At 60.7% G+C, this 14,958-nt stretch carries 18 protein-coding genes; 7 read left to right on the top strand and 11 right to left on the bottom strand.

What is annotated here, in order from left to right; genetic code table 11:
* Positions 1–26: 26 nt before the first annotated feature.
* Positions 27–1,922 carry a 1-deoxy-D-xylulose-5-phosphate synthase gene (dxs, locus tag ACP7E4_RS23815; RefSeq protein WP_426117974.1) on the top strand — a complete coding sequence of 632 codons (1,896 nt, stop codon included), beginning with the start codon at positions 27–29 and terminating at the stop codon, positions 1,920–1,922.
* Positions 1,923–2,052: 130 nt separating this feature from the next.
* On the opposite strand, the gene ACP7E4_RS23820 is transcribed toward dxs, so the two are convergent.
* The 10 genes from ACP7E4_RS23820 to nrdR all read right to left on the bottom strand — a co-directional run bounded on the left by ACP7E4_RS23820 (position 2,053) and on the right by nrdR (position 9,458).
* Positions 2,053–2,472 carry an MFS transporter gene (locus ACP7E4_RS23820; protein WP_426117975.1) on the bottom strand — a complete coding sequence of 140 codons (420 nt, stop codon included), beginning with the start codon at positions 2,470–2,472 and terminating at the stop codon, positions 2,053–2,055.
* Positions 2,469–3,086 carry a GTP cyclohydrolase II gene (ribA, locus tag ACP7E4_RS23825; protein ID WP_426117976.1) on the bottom strand — a complete coding sequence of 206 codons (618 nt, stop codon included), beginning with the start codon at positions 3,084–3,086 and terminating at the stop codon, positions 2,469–2,471. The genes ACP7E4_RS23820 and ribA overlap by 4 nt, the downstream gene beginning before the upstream one ends.
* A 183-nt stretch (positions 3,087–3,269) precedes the next feature.
* A complete protein-coding gene (locus ACP7E4_RS23830) occupies positions 3,270–3,779 on the bottom strand; it encodes a phosphatidylglycerophosphatase A family protein (RefSeq protein ID WP_020289640.1) in 510 nt (169 codons plus the stop codon).
* Complete coding sequence (gene thiL, locus ACP7E4_RS23835) at positions 3,776–4,741, bottom strand: thiamine-phosphate kinase (RefSeq protein ID WP_426117977.1); 966 nt, start codon at positions 4,739–4,741, stop codon at positions 3,776–3,778. The genes ACP7E4_RS23830 and thiL overlap by 4 nt, the downstream gene beginning before the upstream one ends.
* A 177-nt stretch (positions 4,742–4,918) precedes the next feature.
* The gene (nusB, locus tag ACP7E4_RS23840; RefSeq protein ID WP_426117978.1) at positions 4,919–5,416 is read right to left on the bottom strand and encodes a transcription antitermination factor NusB; all 498 of its coding nucleotides are present in this window, start codon (positions 5,414–5,416) and stop codon (positions 4,919–4,921) included.
* The gene (gene ribH, locus ACP7E4_RS23845) at positions 5,413–5,889 is read right to left on the bottom strand and encodes a 6,7-dimethyl-8-ribityllumazine synthase (RefSeq protein ID WP_020289643.1); all 477 of its coding nucleotides are present in this window, start codon (positions 5,887–5,889) and stop codon (positions 5,413–5,415) included. Before ribH ends, nusB begins: the two co-directional genes overlap by 4 nt.
* Before the next feature lie 134 nt (positions 5,890–6,023).
* Positions 6,024–7,115 carry a bifunctional 3,4-dihydroxy-2-butanone-4-phosphate synthase/GTP cyclohydrolase II gene (gene ribBA, locus ACP7E4_RS23850; RefSeq protein ID WP_426117979.1) on the bottom strand — a complete coding sequence of 364 codons (1,092 nt, stop codon included), beginning with the start codon at positions 7,113–7,115 and terminating at the stop codon, positions 6,024–6,026.
* Positions 7,116–7,131: 16 nt separating this feature from the next.
* Positions 7,132–7,803: a riboflavin synthase gene (locus ACP7E4_RS23855; RefSeq protein ID WP_020289645.1), complete on the bottom strand. Its 672-nt coding sequence runs from the start codon at positions 7,801–7,803 to the stop codon at positions 7,132–7,134.
* 48 nt (positions 7,804–7,851) lie between these two features.
* Complete coding sequence (gene ribD / locus ACP7E4_RS23860) at positions 7,852–8,952, bottom strand: bifunctional diaminohydroxyphosphoribosylaminopyrimidine deaminase/5-amino-6-(5-phosphoribosylamino)uracil reductase RibD (protein WP_426118010.1); 1,101 nt, start codon at positions 8,950–8,952, stop codon at positions 7,852–7,854.
* A 41-nt stretch (positions 8,953–8,993) separates the two neighbouring features.
* Positions 8,994–9,458 (bottom strand): transcriptional regulator NrdR, encoded by a 465-nt coding sequence (gene nrdR / locus ACP7E4_RS23865; protein ID WP_065833665.1) that lies wholly within the window; start codon positions 9,456–9,458, stop codon positions 8,994–8,996.
* 204 nt (positions 9,459–9,662) lie between these two features.
* Here nrdR and ACP7E4_RS23870 point away from each other — a divergent pair, with 204 nt between their 5' ends.
* Both ACP7E4_RS23870 and trxA read left to right on the top strand, forming a co-directional pair.
* Positions 9,663–10,115: a YbaY family lipoprotein gene (locus tag ACP7E4_RS23870; RefSeq protein WP_331150771.1), complete on the top strand. Its 453-nt coding sequence runs from the start codon at positions 9,663–9,665 to the stop codon at positions 10,113–10,115.
* A 190-nt stretch (positions 10,116–10,305) separates the two neighbouring features.
* A complete protein-coding gene (gene trxA, locus ACP7E4_RS23875; protein WP_426117980.1) occupies positions 10,306–11,178 on the top strand; it encodes a thioredoxin in 873 nt (290 codons plus the stop codon).
* 10 nt (positions 11,179–11,188) lie between these two features.
* On the opposite strand, the gene ACP7E4_RS23880 is transcribed toward trxA, so the two are convergent.
* Positions 11,189–11,530 (bottom strand): hypothetical protein, encoded by a 342-nt coding sequence (locus tag ACP7E4_RS23880; protein ID WP_426117981.1) that lies wholly within the window; start codon positions 11,528–11,530, stop codon positions 11,189–11,191.
* Between the two features lie 571 nt (positions 11,531–12,101).
* Here ACP7E4_RS23880 and ACP7E4_RS23885 point away from each other — a divergent pair.
* The 4 genes from ACP7E4_RS23885 to ACP7E4_RS23900 all read left to right on the top strand — a co-directional run bounded on the left by ACP7E4_RS23885 (position 12,102) and on the right by ACP7E4_RS23900 (position 14,948).
* Positions 12,102–12,305: a hypothetical protein gene (locus tag ACP7E4_RS23885; RefSeq protein ID WP_426117982.1), complete on the top strand. Its 204-nt coding sequence runs from the start codon at positions 12,102–12,104 to the stop codon at positions 12,303–12,305.
* 80 nt (positions 12,306–12,385) lie between these two features.
* A complete protein-coding gene (locus ACP7E4_RS23890) occupies positions 12,386–12,964 on the top strand; it encodes a DUF2796 domain-containing protein (protein ID WP_426117983.1) in 579 nt (192 codons plus the stop codon).
* Positions 12,965–12,970: 6 nt separating this feature from the next.
* Positions 12,971–13,681 (top strand): ABC transporter ATP-binding protein, encoded by a 711-nt coding sequence (locus ACP7E4_RS23895; protein ID WP_426117984.1) that lies wholly within the window; start codon positions 12,971–12,973, stop codon positions 13,679–13,681.
* 1 nt (position 13,682) lies between these two features.
* Positions 13,683–14,948, top strand: coding sequence for an ABC transporter permease (locus tag ACP7E4_RS23900; RefSeq protein WP_426117985.1), 1,266 nt, complete (start codon positions 13,683–13,685; stop codon positions 14,946–14,948).
* Positions 14,949–14,958: the final 10 nt, after the last annotated feature.

Genomic DNA, 14,958 nt, shown 5'->3' on the forward strand with positions numbered 1-14,958 from the left:
CTCTTCTACTTATAACGATTCGCCTGATGCCCACGACGTTCAAAGAGATTCCCCGCGAGCGCCCTGCCACGCCGTTGCTCGACCGTGCTGAAACGCCGGACGGCCTGCGTCGGCTGGGTGAAGCCGAGCTGGAAGCCCTGGCCGATGAACTGCGCCTGGAGCTTCTTTATTCCGTTGGCCAAACCGGCGGGCATTTTGGTGCCGGTCTCGGCGTCATCGAGCTGACCATCGCCTTGCATTACGTGTTCGACACGCCCGATGACCGCCTGGTCTGGGATGTCGGTCATCAGGCGTATCCGCACAAGATCCTCACCGGTCGCCGCCAGCGCATGGCCACCCTGCGCCAGAAGGACGGCGTTGCCGCCTTTCCGCGTCGCAGCGAGAGCGAGTACGACACTTTTGGCGTCGGCCACTCCAGCACGTCCATCAGCGCCGCATTGGGCATGGCGATTGCCGCCCGCTTGCAGGGCCATTCGCGCAAGGCCATCGCCGTTATCGGTGACGGCGCGCTAACCGCTGGCATGGCGTTCGAGGCGTTGAACCACGCGCCTGAAGTCGCCGCCGACATGCTGGTAATCCTCAACGACAACGACATGTCGATCTCGCGCAACGTCGGCGGGCTGTCGAACTATCTGGCGAAGATTCTTTCCAGCCGCACTTACGCCAGCATGCGCGAAGGCAGCAAGAAGGTTCTGTCACGTCTGCCCGGTGCCTGGGAAATTGCCCGGCGCACGGAAGAATACGCCAAGGGCATGCTGGTCCCCGGCACCTTGTTTGAAGAGCTGGGCTGGAACTACATCGGGCCTATCGACGGTCATGATCTGCCGACCCTGATTGCCACGCTGCGCAACATGCGTGACCTCAAGGGCCCGCAATTCCTGCACGTGGTGACCAAGAAAGGCAAAGGTTTTGCGCCTGCCGAAGCCGATCCGATCGGCTATCACGCGATCACCAAGCTCGAACCCTTGAATGCTCCGGTAGCCGCGCCGAAAAAGGTCAGCGGACCGAAGTATTCCGGCGTGTTCGGCCAGTGGATCTGCGACATGGCGCAGGCTGATTCGCGTCTGGTCGGCATTACTCCGGCGATGAAGGAAGGCTCGGATCTGGTGGCGTTCAGCGAACGTTTCCCGGAGCGTTACTTCGATGTCGCCATTGCCGAGCAGCATGCGGTGACGCTGGCAGCGGGCATGGCCTGCGAAGGCAGCAAGCCCGTCGTGGCGATTTATTCAACCTTCCTGCAACGCGGCTACGATCAGCTGATTCATGACGTGGCGGTGCAAAACCTCGACGTGCTGTTCGCCATTGACCGCGCCGGTTTGGTGGGCGAAGACGGCCCGACTCACGCGGGCAGTTTCGACTTGTCGTACCTGCGTTGCATCCCCGGCATGCTGGTGATGACGCCGAGTGATGAAAACGAATTGCGCATGATGCTCAGCACCGGCTACCTGCATAACGGTCCGGCTGCAGTGCGCTACCCACGCGGCTCAGGCCCGAACGCGGTGATCGACAGCGGCCTTGAGCCCATTGAGATCGGCAAGGGTGTCGTGCGTCGCAACGGCCAAGGGGTTGCGATTCTGGTGTTCGGCGTGCAATTGGCTGATGCGTTGAAAGTTGCCGAGAAGATAGACGCCACCGTGATCGACATGCGTTTCGTCAAACCGATTGACGAGGCTCTGATCCGCGACGCCGCTGCCAATCATGAGTTGCTGGTGACCATCGAGGAAAACGCCGTCATGGGTGGCGCTGGCGCTGCGGTCAGCGAATTCCTGGCGCGGGAGAACATCCTCAAATCCGTGCTGCATCTGGGCTTGCCGGACGCTTACGTCGAACACGCCAAGCCTGCGCAAATGCTGGCCGAGTGCGGGCTGGATGAAGCGGGGATTGAAGCGGCGATCAATGAGCGGCTGGTGTTGATTGGTTGAGCGCTGATCGGGTTGTGGGACCGGATTTATCCGGGAAGGCGGTATTTCAAGCGCAGGAAATGCATTGGGGGTACCGGCCTCTTCGCGAATGAATTCGCTCCCACAATTCATCAGACTGGGGAACGTGACCTCAACCCAGCTGCCGCGGTATCCGATACAGATACAGCAACACCACGCTGGATATCGCCAACAACACTAACGGCACTGCCTCCAGCCCGACGAATACTGCTGCGGCAGCAATCCACGCGGGCAGTCCGGCAGCGAGAAAGGCTTTGCCCCGGACGGCGGCGAGCTGACGCCAGACGGCGGCTTCTTCGGGGGTATCCAGTGCGGCCTCGGTGCTGATCAATGCGCGTTTGTACGCACCAAACGGCTTGAGGCTGACGAACATCGACAGCAGTCCGGCGATAAACAACGGCATCGCCAACACCAGCGACATGGTTTTACTGGAGCCGAACAGCGCACTGGCGGCCAGCAAGGGCGCCAGCGTTACTACCAATTGCCACCACCATGCCAGCGCCAGGCGGCGCCTCAGGTTGTTGCGGATCACGCGCGATCCGCCTCGCCTTGATGTTCATTGCCCATCATGTGGCCGAGTTTGCCGGCCTTGGTGGCCAGGTACAGTTTGTTGTGCGGGTTGTGACCGGTATGCAGCGGCACGCGCTCGGCGACGGTGATGCCCATCTCGGTCAAGGCTTTGACCTTGCGCGGATTGTTGGTCATCAGGCGCAGGGACTCGACGCCCAGATGCTGCAGCATCGGCAGGCAAATCGCGTAATCACGCTGGTCTGCCGCGAAACCGAGACGCTCATTGGCTTCCACGGTATCGGCGCCGCCGTCCTGCAATTCGTAGGCGCGGATCTTGTTCAGCAGACCAATGCCGCGGCCTTCCTGACGCAGATACAGCAAAACACCGCGACCTTCGGAAGCGATGGCGCGCAAGGCGGCCTCAAGCTGCGAGCCACAGTCGCAACGCTGACTGAACAGGGCATCGCCCGTCAGGCATTCGGAATGCACCCGACCGAGGACCGGAGCGCCATCGGATACGTCGCCGAGGCTCAAAACGATATGTTCACGCCCCGTTGCAGACTCAAGAAAGCCATGCATGGTGAATTGCGCAAATGGGGTTGGCAGCTTGGAAGCGGCGACAAATACGACGGGCACCGGGTGCTCCTGATCAGTATGAGGACTGGAAATTCGCAAGGCGGCATTGTAACAGCAGGTTCCTGCAGACGCTTAGGCTGAATTATCAGTCATACAGATCAGGAAGTTGGATCAATGCTTTAGGAAGATTGAGGAATATGCGCCGCGCCCGGCAATCGCCAGCGCGGGGCGCACGTTCAGCCTTCAAATAAAGTGCCAGCCCCAGACCAGGACCTGCATCGCCAGCCAGGCGAATACCCCGGCCAGCACATCGTCGAGCATGATGCCCACGCCGCCATGGACATGCCGGTCGATCCAGTGAATTGGCCAAGGCTTGAGGATGTCGAAGAAGCGGAACACCAGGAATCCCACCAACAGCCAGACCCAACCTTCGGGCACCAGCCATAAGGTGATCCACATGCCGACCATTTCATCCCAGACGATGCCTTCGTGGTCGTGGACCCCAAGGTCATCGGCGACTTTGCCGCACAGCCAGAAGCCGAACAGCATGGTGATGCCGAGCATCAGCCAGTAACCCCAGTCCGGCAGCATTTGCCAGAGCGGAATGAACGGCACGGCGACGATGGAGCCCCAGGTTCCAGGCGCTTTGGGCAGGGTACCGGAGCCGAAGCCGAACGCGAGGAAGTGCCAGGGATTGGTCCAGACCGACGGTGGAACGTGTTCCGCCGGGACCTGCTTAGGATGATCTGTCACCGTGTCTCCCGAAAATGTTGATAGCCGCGAGTCAGGACGGGAATGTCCTGCCCATTGGCGTCGATCAGCGCAACGCCCTCGCCCGCTGCGACACGGCCAATGACCTGCACCGGCCAACCGGCCTCTTGCAAAGTGGTCAAATGCTGCACCGGTAGCGTAAAGGCCAGCCTGTAGTCATCACCGCCACTGAGCGCCGCCTGTTGCGCGGCCTGCAAGCCAAACAACGTCAGCAGTTGTTCGGACAGCGGCAGCAAATCCCGCTCGACCAGCAAGCGCACCCTGGAGGCCAGCGCGATATGTCCGCAATCGGCAAGCAGGCCGTCTGAAATATCCAGCGCGGCTGTAGCCTTGCCACGCAATGCCTGCCCTAGCGCGATTTGCGGCTGCGGCGACCAGTAGCGCGCCAATAAATACTCTGCGGTAGACGCCTCAGCTTCGCGCTCGTTCAACACCAGCGCCAAAGCGCCTGCTCCATCACCCAGCGAACCACCGACACACAGCAGATCGCCGGGTTTCGCCCCGCTGCGGGTCAAGGCCTGACCCGCAGGCACGCGCCCGAAAACCGTCAGCGTCAGACTCAATGGCCCGCGCGTCGTATCGCCGCCCACCAAACGCAGCCCACAGCTTTGCGCCATGACGTTCAAACCGCGAGCAAACGCCTGCAGCCAGTCGGCCTGGACTTCCGGCAGGGTCAGGGCAAGGGTGAAGGCAACGGGCGTGGCGCCCATGGCCGCAAGGTCACTGGCGGAAACCGCAAGTGCGCGCTGGCCGAGCAGGAAAGGGTCGCAAACCTCGGGGAAATGCACCCCGGCGACCAGCGTATCGGTGGAAATTGCCAACTGCTTGCCGGGCGGCAGCGTCAGCAAGGCGCAGTCGTCACCGATCCCCAAAGCGACACCTTCACCCACTTGCGCACAGGGCGCAGCGGCGAAGTAATTGCGGATCAGCTCGAACTCGCCCATTTCAATCTCGTCCTGCACAACACGTCGGAGTGGCATGCACTTGTGGGAGCGACCGGGGTGGCGATCCACCTTGCTCGCGAAGAGATTGGCAAATCCAGCATATTTATCTGCCTGAAATACCGCATTCGCGAGCAAGCTCGCTCCCACAGTCACAGCGCCAACGGGTCGATGCCAGTTCTAGCGCTTGTGCGCCTTGACTTCGACTTCACGCAAGCGCGGAGCCAGCTTGTCCAGCACGCCATTGACGAACTTGTGGCCGTCAGTGGAGCCGTAGACCTTGGCCAGTTCGATGCCTTCGTTGATCACAACGCGGTACGGCACGTCGATGCGCTTGAGCAGCTCGTAGGTGGACAGGCGCAGGATGGCCAGTTCAACCGGGTCGAGTTCTTCGATGGTGATGTCCAGGCATGGCGCCAGAACCGCATCGATTTCGTCCTTGTTGGTCGGCACGCCGCGCAACAATTCGCTGAAGTAAGCGCCATCAACTGTTTTGAAATCGTTGTCGACGCGGAACTGCGCCTCGATTTCATTCAGCGAATGACCTGCCATGTGCCACTGATACAGAGCCTGGGTAGCCATCTGGCGCGCTTCGCGACGTTTGGCACTCTTGCTCTTGGCAACTTCCGGCGACTTTTCTTCGCGGGGGTTGAACTGATCGCTCTCGTCAGAAATCACTTGGCCTCCAACTGCGCCAGCAGGCTAACCATTTCAAGGGCGGACAACGCAGCTTCTGCGCCTTTGTTGCCAGCCTTGGTGCCGGAACGCTCGATGGCTTGCTCGATGGAGTCAACGGTCAGCACGCCGAAGGCGACCGGAATACCGAATTCCATGGAAACCTGAGACAGGCCTTTGACGCATTCACCAGCCACGTATTCAAAATGCGGAGTACCACCACGAATGACGGCGCCCAAGGCAACGATGGCGGCGTATTCGCTCAGTTGCGCTACTTTCTGCACAACCAGCGGAATTTCGAAGGCACCCGGCGCGCGGATGATGGTGATGTCGCTTTCGCTTACGCCATGGCGAACCAGGGCATCAACGGCACCGCTCACCAGACTTTCCACGACAAAGCTGTTGAAACGGCCTACCACAAGGGCATAGCGACCTTGGGGGGCGATGAAGGTACCTTCGATGGTCTTCAGGGTCATTCGGGTGAGTCTCGTCTTAAAGAGCAAGCACGCCTTGGCGGCGAACTTTGAGGGATTTTAGGCCACGAATCGTAACTGTCAGGGCGAAAGCTGCACACACCTTGCGTGTATGACGGCGAACGCCCTGCCGGTATTTATTCGGAGGGCACGTATTCTACAACTTCCAGATCGAAACCGGATATCGCATTGAACTTCATTGGTGAGCTCATCAGGCGCATTTTACGCACGCCCAGGTCCCGAAGGATCTGCGAACCGGCGCCAACCGTGCTGTAAGTGGTCGGCGATTTGATCGGCAACTGCTCGGCGGTTTCGCGGATATGCGCGAGTAAAACGTCGCCATCCAGCGGGTGACCAAGCAACAGCACGACACCACTGCCCGCCTCGGAGACCGCAGACATAGCGGCGCGCAGGCTCCAGCGGCCGGGCTGTTTGACCATCAACAGGTCGCGCAGCGGGTCCATGTTGTGCACTCGCACCAGTGTTGGTTCTTCTGCACAGATCTTGCCCAGGGTCAGCGCCAGGTGCACGTCGCCTTCCACCGAATCGCGGTAGGTGACCAGATTGAACTGGCCCAGTTCGCTGTCCAGCGGCTGCTCGGCAATCCGCTGAACGGTACGTTCGTGGATCATCCGGTAGTGAATCAGGTCGGCGATGGTACCGATCTTGATGCCGTGTTCGGCGGCAAAGGTTTCCAGCTCGGCGCGACGGGACATCGTGCCATCATCGTTCATCACTTCGCAGATCACGCCGCTGGCCTCGAAACCGGCCATGCGCGCCAGGTCGCAGGCGGCTTCGGTGTGACCGGCGCGGGACAGCGTGCCGCCCGCCTGGGCCATCAACGGGAAGATGTGCCCGGGGCTGACGATGTCTTCGGCCTTGGCATCCTTGGCAGCGGCCGCTTGAACGGTGCGCGCGCGGTCGGCAGCGGAGATGCCGGTGGTCACGCCTTCGGCGGCTTCGATGGACACAGTGAACTTGGTGCCGAAACCGGAACCGTTGCGTGGCGCCATCAATGGCAACTTGAGGGTCTCGCAGCGCTCGCGGGTCATGGGCATGCAGATCAGCCCACGGGCGTGCTTGGCCATGAAGTTGATGTGCTCGGCTTTGACGCACTCGGCGGCCATGATCAGATCGCCTTCGTTCTCGCGATCTTCGTCATCCATAAGGATGACCATCTTGCCTTGGCGAATGTCTTCAACCAGTTCTTCAATGCTGTTGAGCGCCACGTGGCACCCCCTTGATTCAGGATTTGAGGTAGCCGTTGGCGGCCAGAAAACTTTCAGTAATGGTGCCAGCCTGCCCTTTGGAGGAATCGGCCGCCTTGTCACCCATCAACAGACGCTCCAGATAACGCGCCAGCAGGTCCACTTCCAGATTCACCTTACGGCCCGCACGGTAGTCGGACATGATGGTTTCAGCCAGGGTGTGCGGCACGATGGTCAGTTCGAATTCAGCGCCATCCACGGCGTTCACGGTGAGGCTGGTGCCATCGACCGTGATCGAGCCTTTATGAGAAATGTACTTGGCCAGCTCGCGCGGGGCGCGAACGCGAAATTGAATCGCCCGGGCATTCTCTTCGCGAGACAGGATTTCGCCAACGCCATCAACGTGGCCGCTGACCAGATGGCCGCCCAGACGCGTCGTCGGCGTCAGGGCTTTCTCCAGATTGACGCGGCTGCCAGGCTTGAGATCGACCATCGCCGTCACGTCGAGGGTTTCGCGGCTGACGTCAGCCCAGAAACCGTCGCCCGGCAGCTCCACCGCAGTCAGGCAGACGCCATTGACCGCGATGCTGTCGCCCAGTTTGACGTCGCCCAGATCGAGCTTGCCGGTCTCCACATAAACGCGGACATCGCCGCCTTTAGGGGTCATGGCGCGGATGCTGCCGATGGATTCGATGATGCCGGTAAACATGGGGTTCTCCAGGAGACCAAAGCCTGCGCGCTGAGCGAAAGGCCGAAATTATACGCCCGCGAGCGGCGTGGGTATCGCAGTGACTCGCCAGTCATTGCCGACTGCGCGCATTTCCACGATGTTCAGCTCCAGCGCTTCACTCATCTGCGCCAGCGGCAGGTCGAGCAGCGGCCGGGCCGAAGAGCCGAGAAACTTGCCCGCGATAAAAATCTGAAACTCATCCACCAACCCAAGGCGCGTAAACGCCCCGGCCAGACGCGGGCCGGCTTCGATCAACACATCATTGGCGCCACGGGCGGCCAGTTCGACCAGCAATCTACGCAAATCAACGTGGCCATCGGCGCTCGCCAGGGCCAGCATGTCATGCCCTTCAGCGTGATAGCGCTCACGGGCCGACGCTGCGGCGCAAGTCGCGACCAAAGCATGATCGGCCTGAAAAAACGGCGCACTCAATGGCACCCGCAAGCGGCCATCGACCAATACCCGCAGCGGCGGACGGGTCATCGCCAAGGCGGTCAATTCGGCATTCAGGCCTAGCTCGTCAGGGCGCACGGTCAAGCGCGCGTTGTCCGCCAAAACCGTGTCCGCGCCGGTGAGCACAACACTCGACTGGGCGCGCAGACGCTGCACCGCCGAGCGCGCTTCGCGGCCGGTAATCCACTGGCTCTCGCCGCTGGCCATGGCCGTGCGACCGTCCAGGCTCATGGCCATTTTGACCCGCACGTAAGGCAAGCCTTTTTCCATACGCTTCAAAAAGCCTTTGTTCAGTGCGCGGGCTTCGCTTTCCAGCACACCGCTCTGCACCGCAATCCCGGCGCCCATCAAGCGCAGCAGGCCGCGACCGGCGACATCGGGATTGGGGTCTTGCATGGCCGCGACAACCCGCGCGACACCGGCATTGACCAGCGCGTCGGCACAGGGCGGCGTGCGTCCGTGATGACTGCACGGTTCAAGGGTGACGTAAGCGGTCGCGCCTCGGGCCTTGTCGCCCGCATGCAGCAGCGCGTGGACCTCCGCGTGGGGTTCGCCAGCGCGGGCGTGCCAGCCTTCGCCGACAATCTGCCCGTCGCGCACGATCACACAGCCGACCCGAGGGTTGGGATGCGTCGAATAAATGCCTTTGCGCGCCAGTTCCAGCGCGCGGGCCATGTAATGGGTGTCCAGAGCGTTTTGCTCAGTCAACGGGGCGCTCACTCTTTAACCGGCTCACGAGCCAGGCGGTCGATTTCTTCGCGAAACTCGTTGAGATCCTGAAAACGTTTATAAACCGACGCGAAGCGGATATACGCCACTTCGTCGAGCTTCTGCAGCTCGGCCATGACCAGCTCGCCGACCACCAGGGATTTGACTTCGCGCTCACCGGTCGCACGTAGCTTGTGCTTGATGTGGACCAGCGCGGCTTCGAGACGCTCGACGCTGACCGGCCGCTTTTCAAGGGCCCGCTGCATACCGGCGCGCAGCTTTTCATCGTCGAACGGCTGACGGCTGCCGTCTTGCTTGATCAGGCGCGGCAACACCAGTTCGGCGGTTTCGAACGTCGTGAAGCGCTCACCGCAAGCCAGGCATTCGCGACGGCGACGTACCTGTTCGCCTTCGGCAACAAGGCGTGAGTCGATGACTTTGGTGTCGTTGGCACCGCAGAAGGGACAGTGCATGGTCGCAGGCAACAAAAATAGGAAGGGCCGCCATGGTAGCGCATCCCGCAGGCAAGACAAGTCTTGGCCTTTGCGGTATATAGACGCGCAGCGCACGCGGCGTTCGGTAATACTGCCCGCGATGCGACACTTTTAACCTCCCGTCAGCGATGAATGAACGGTTCCCATGGCCGTCCTTCATATTAGTATTTGTTGGAGCTGTTCATGACGCTACGACCGTTTGTCTTGCTCGGCCTCGTCGGGCTGCTCGCTGCGTGCAGCAGTAACGATGCCGCCAAACCGGCCCCGGCCAAGGCTGTGACCGCACCTGTCAGCAAAGCCCCGGCTGGCCCGGAACCGCTGCTGCCTTATCAGCGCGAACTCAGCGGCCAATTGCTCGGCGTGCCCGCTGGCGCCGAAGTCGAACTGGCGTTGCTGGTGATCGACAACCAGGGTCGTCCGCAAAAACTGCTGACCAGTACCAAGCTGGCGGGCAACAATCAGTCGCTGCCGTTTCAGCTGCGTTTCAATCCCGAAGCCTTTCCAGCCGGGGCGCGGGTCGAACTGCGCGGGCGCGCGAGCAAATCCGGGCAGTTGATCCTGCACCTGCCGTCGGTGCAAATTCAGCAACCCACCACTCAAGCGCTGGGTCAGCTGCAATTCGAGCCGGCGCCTTAATACCCAAGCCGAACCCGTGGGACTGGATTCATCCGGGAAGGCGTCATTTCAGCCTGCCTGATTTGCAGTGCTTGCACCGGCCTCTTCGGGAATAAATTCCCTCCTACGGGGAGAGCGGCCAATGCACCGCTTTGCGCAATCCCACGCGCCCTTTATAGTTGGCGGCATTCAGATTCCCCCGAGACTCGCAATGAACCAGGAAACCTCCTACATCTTCGACGCCACTGACGCGACCTTCCAGCAGTTGGTCATCGACAAGTCGTTCGACCAACCCGTGCTGGTGGACTTCTGGGCTGAGTGGTGTGCACCGTGCAAGGTGCTGATGCCGCTGCTGGCAAAAATCACCGAGGAATACCAAGGCGAGTTGCTGCTGGCCAAAGTCGACTGCGACGCCGAGCAAGACATCGTCGCGCGCTTCGGCATTCGCAGCCTGCCAACCGTGGTGTTGTTCAAGGACGGTCAGCCCATCGACGGTTTTACCGGTGCGCAGCCTGAATCGGAGATTCGCAAGATTCTCGATCAGCACGTGGTCATGCCCGCGCCTGTCGCGGCCGACCCGCTGAAACTGGCCCAGGAAATGTTCGCTGAAAGTCATTTCGCCGAAGCCGAGGCCGCGCTGCAACAGTTGCTGACTGAAGACAACACCAACGCCGCCGCGCTGATTCTGTATGCGCGCTGCCTGGCGGAGCGTGGCGAACTGGGCGAAGCCCGTGCAGTGCTGGATGCCGTCAGCGGTGACGAACATAAAGCCGAGCTGGCCGGTGCCCGTGCGCAACTGACGTTCCTGGCCGAAGCCAAAGCCTTCCCGGACGCCGCCGACCTCAAGGCGCGGATCGCGCAAAACCCGCAGGACGACGAAGCCGTGCATCAACTGGCAATTCAGCAACTGGCGCGCCAGCAGTACGAAGCCGCGTTGGAAGGCCTGTTGAAACTGTTCATCCGCAACCGCAATTACGCCGATGGCTTGCCGCACAAAACGTTGCTGCAAGTGTTCGACCTGCTGGGCAACGATCACCCGCTGGTCACGGCTTACCGCCGCAAGTTGTTCGCTGCGCTGTACTAGTCCTCCCAGCTTAATCCTTCCAGATATAGAGCGGCGCATCCTGGCCGCTCTCGACCTTGACCTGCGCGTTGTGGCGCAAGCGCACCAGCAAGCGCTTGCCCGCCGCCGTGCTGCCGGTCAGTCCTTCCAGTTGATCAAGTAATTCCGGCCCGTTCATCTGCCCAGCCTTGCGCAGCAGGTCCTGGGCGATTTGCCAAAGCGCGTCGTCTTGAGTCACCGGCTTGCTGTCGGCCACCGCCGCTTCCGGCTTGGCGGCCTTGAGCTGCACGCCCAACTGCGCCCAATCGCCTTCGTCCAGCTCCAGGGTCAAATCCACCGGCCAGTCGCCGACGGTTCCGCGTATACGCAACATGGGGGTTTCCTCATTTTTTTGCCGGGGGACATGCTCGCATAGATTCGGTGCTTGCCTGATTGATCTTCATTGTCTGAACCACCGCCTTCGCGAGCAAGCTCGCTCCCACAAGTAGAACGCATTTCAGGGTGGAAGCGAGCTTGCTCGCGAAGAGGCCGGTGATAACCACATTTAAAAATTGAAATACTCGTTGGAACGAGGCTTGCCCGCGAAGGCGTCAGGTCAGACGCAGGATGTGTATCGGAGGTACCGGCCTCTTCGCGGGCAAGCCTCGCTCCTACGAATTCGGTGTCAATCTGTAGACATTTCCTACGCTATGAATCGCTGTCATTACCTCGTGGATCGCGTCTCGCATCGGTAATGTGCGCCGGTCGTTGCAGCAGCAGCGAACGGATTTCGCAGCCCGAATCAGCAAAGGCAGACAAACTTACAAAACGCTTAATGGCGGCTGTATGTGGGACACCTGATGGTGTGCCGGGATGCCTTTGCCTCGGTCTGCGAACCCGTATACAGCCGCCACCCTTCGAACGCAGCGTCGTGTGGCAGTCTTTTTTTGACAAAGGATATGTACATGAAAAATCTGAAACACAGCTGCCCGTCCCATCAATCCCTCGAATGCCTCCACGAAGCCAAACGCCAGGGCTTCGCCTACCTCACTCCCGATGAACATCGACTCATCGAAACCCTACGCTGGACCAGCCATTGTGGCCGCGACCTCATTTATACGCTGGCCAAAGACCTGCGCCAGACGCGGCCTTGGGATAACCGCATTTAAAGATTGAAATACCCGCCGGAAGCATAACTGTTATAAGATCACATAACGATTTTATCCAAATGTGTCCCGGAGACTGTTTTATGCGCCGTCTGCTTCTTGCTCTGCCGTTCGTCCTGCTGCCGCTCGCCATCGCTCAGGCGGCTGATGAGCACGACCACGATCATGAACATGGCAGCCTCGGCGCGCATGAGCATGGCGTGGGTCGACTGGACGTGGCGCTGGAAGGTCAGAAGCTGGAATTCGAACTGGATAGCCCGGCGATGAACATCGTCGGCTTCGAGCACGAAGCTACCAGCGCAGAAGACAAGGCCAAGGTCGCCGCAGCCCGCGAAGTGTTGCTCAAGCCCAACGCGCTGTTCAGCATGCCGGAAGCGGCGCAGTGCTCGGTGACCTCCTTGAAGCTGGAAAGCCCGCTGTTCGGCGACAAGCCCGATGCCGACGATCATGACGACGCCAAGGCCGGGGAACACCACGAGCACAGCGAGATTCATGGCAACTACACCTTCGTCTGCAAGGTTCCGGCGGTGCTGAAAACCCTCGATCTGTCGCAGATCTTCAAGTCATTCCCGGCCACGCAAAAACTTCAGGTACAGCTGATTTCGCCAAAAGGCCAGTCCGGCGCCGAAGTGCGTCCAAGCAACCCGAAACTGAAATTCTGATTCGGTATGGATCAGCCACTTATTGAATTGTCCGACCTCGGTTTCAGCTGGCCGGGACATGCGCCGTTGCTGGACATCCCGGCTTTTCGCCTGGAGCCGGGTGAAACGCTGTTCCTCAAAGGCCCCAGCGGCAGCGGCAAGACCACTCTGCTCGGCCTGCTCGGCGGCGTGCAGACACCCAATCGCGGCAGCATTCGCTTGCTGGGCCAGGAACTGACGCAGTTGTCTGCCAGCGCCCGCGACCGGTTTCGGGTCGATCACACCGGTTACATCTTCCAGCAGTTCAACCTGTTGCCGTTTCTGTCGGTGCGCGAGAACGTCGAGCTGCCTTGCCACTTTTCCAAAGTCCGCGCGCAACGGGCGATTCAGCGCCATGGCAGCGTAGCGAAAGCCACCGTCACGCTACTGGCGCATCTGGGCCTGAAAGATCCGCAGATGCTCGGCCGTCGCGCCGACTCACTGTCCATCGGTCAGCAACAACGGGTCGCTGCCGCGCGGGCCTTGATCGGTCAGCCGGAACTGGTGATCGCTGACGAGCCCACCTCTGCGCTGGATGCCGACGCCCGGGAAGCCTTCATTAAATTGTTGTTCGCCGAATGTCGCGAAGCGGGCGCCAGCCTGTTGTTCGTCAGCCATGATCAAAGCCTTGCGCCGCTGTTCGACCGCGCGCTGTCGTTGTCCGAACTCAATCGCGCCGCCGTCGCCGCAGAGGTTTGAGATGTATCTGTTTCGTCTAGCCATGGCCAGTCTGGCCAATCGGCGCTTTACCGCTTTTCTCACCGCATTCGCCATTGCCTTGTCGGTGTGCCTGTTGCTGGCCGTCGAACGCGTGCGCACCGAAGCCCGCGCCAGTTTCGCCAGCACCATCAGCGGCACGGACCTGATCGTCGGCGCCCGCTCCGGCTCGGTCAACTTGCTGCTGTATTCGGTATTCCGCATCGGCAACGCCACCAACAACATCCGTTGGGACAGCTTCGAGCACTTCGCCCAGAGCAAACAGGTGAAGTGGGCGATTCCGATTTCCCTGGGCGACTCGCATCGCGGTTATCGGGTGATGGGCACCAACGAAAGCTATTTCGAGCATTACCAGTTCGGCCGCCAGCAACACCTGGAGCTTGCCGAAGGTCGCGCGTTTGCCACCGATCCATTCGAAGTGGTGCTCGGTGCCGAGGTGGCTGACGCACTGAAGTACAAGCTCGGCGACAAGCTGGTGCTGGCCCATGGCGTGGCGGCGATCAGTCTGGTCAAGCACGACGACAAGCCCTTCACTGTGGTCGGTATTCTCAAGCGCACCGGCACGCCGGTGGATCGCACCTTGCACATCAGCCTGGGCGGCATGGAAGCGATTCATATCGATTGGCAGAACGGCGTGCCTGCTCACGGCACCGGACGAATTTCCGCCGATCAGGCGCGCAACATGGACCTCACGCCGCAAGCGATCACCGCGTTCATGCTGGGCCTGAACAGCAAGATCGCCACGTTCAGCGTGCAGCGCGAGATCAATGAATTTCGCGGCGAGCCGATGCTGGCGATCCTGCCCGGCGTGGCGCTGCAGGAACTGTGGAGCCTGATGGGCACCGCCGAAAAAGCCTTGTTCGTGATCTCACTGTTCGTGGTGCTGACCGGCTTGATCGGCATGTTGACGGCGATTCTCACCAGCCTCAATGAACGGCGCCGGGAGATGGCGATTTTGCGTTCGGTGGGCGCGCGTCCCTGGCACATCGCAAGCCTGCTGGTGCTGGAAGCGTTCGCCCTGGCGCTGGCCGGCGTGGTCAGCGGCGTGGTGCTGTTGTACATCGGCATTGCCGCTGCGCAAAGTTATGTGCAAGCCAACTACGGTTTGTTTTTGCCACTGTCATTGCCCAGCGAATATGAATGGACGCTGCTCGGCGGTATTCTGGCCGCCGCGTTGCTGATGGGTGCTGTGCCCGCATGGCGCGCCTATCGGCAGTCTTTGGCCGATGGCCTGTCGATCCGTTTATGAGGATGTTGAA

Origin of the sequence: Pseudomonas sp. DSP3-2-3 (genome assembly GCF_049898225.1) — a bacterium.
GTDB lineage: Bacteria > Pseudomonadota > Gammaproteobacteria > Pseudomonadales > Pseudomonadaceae > Aquipseudomonas.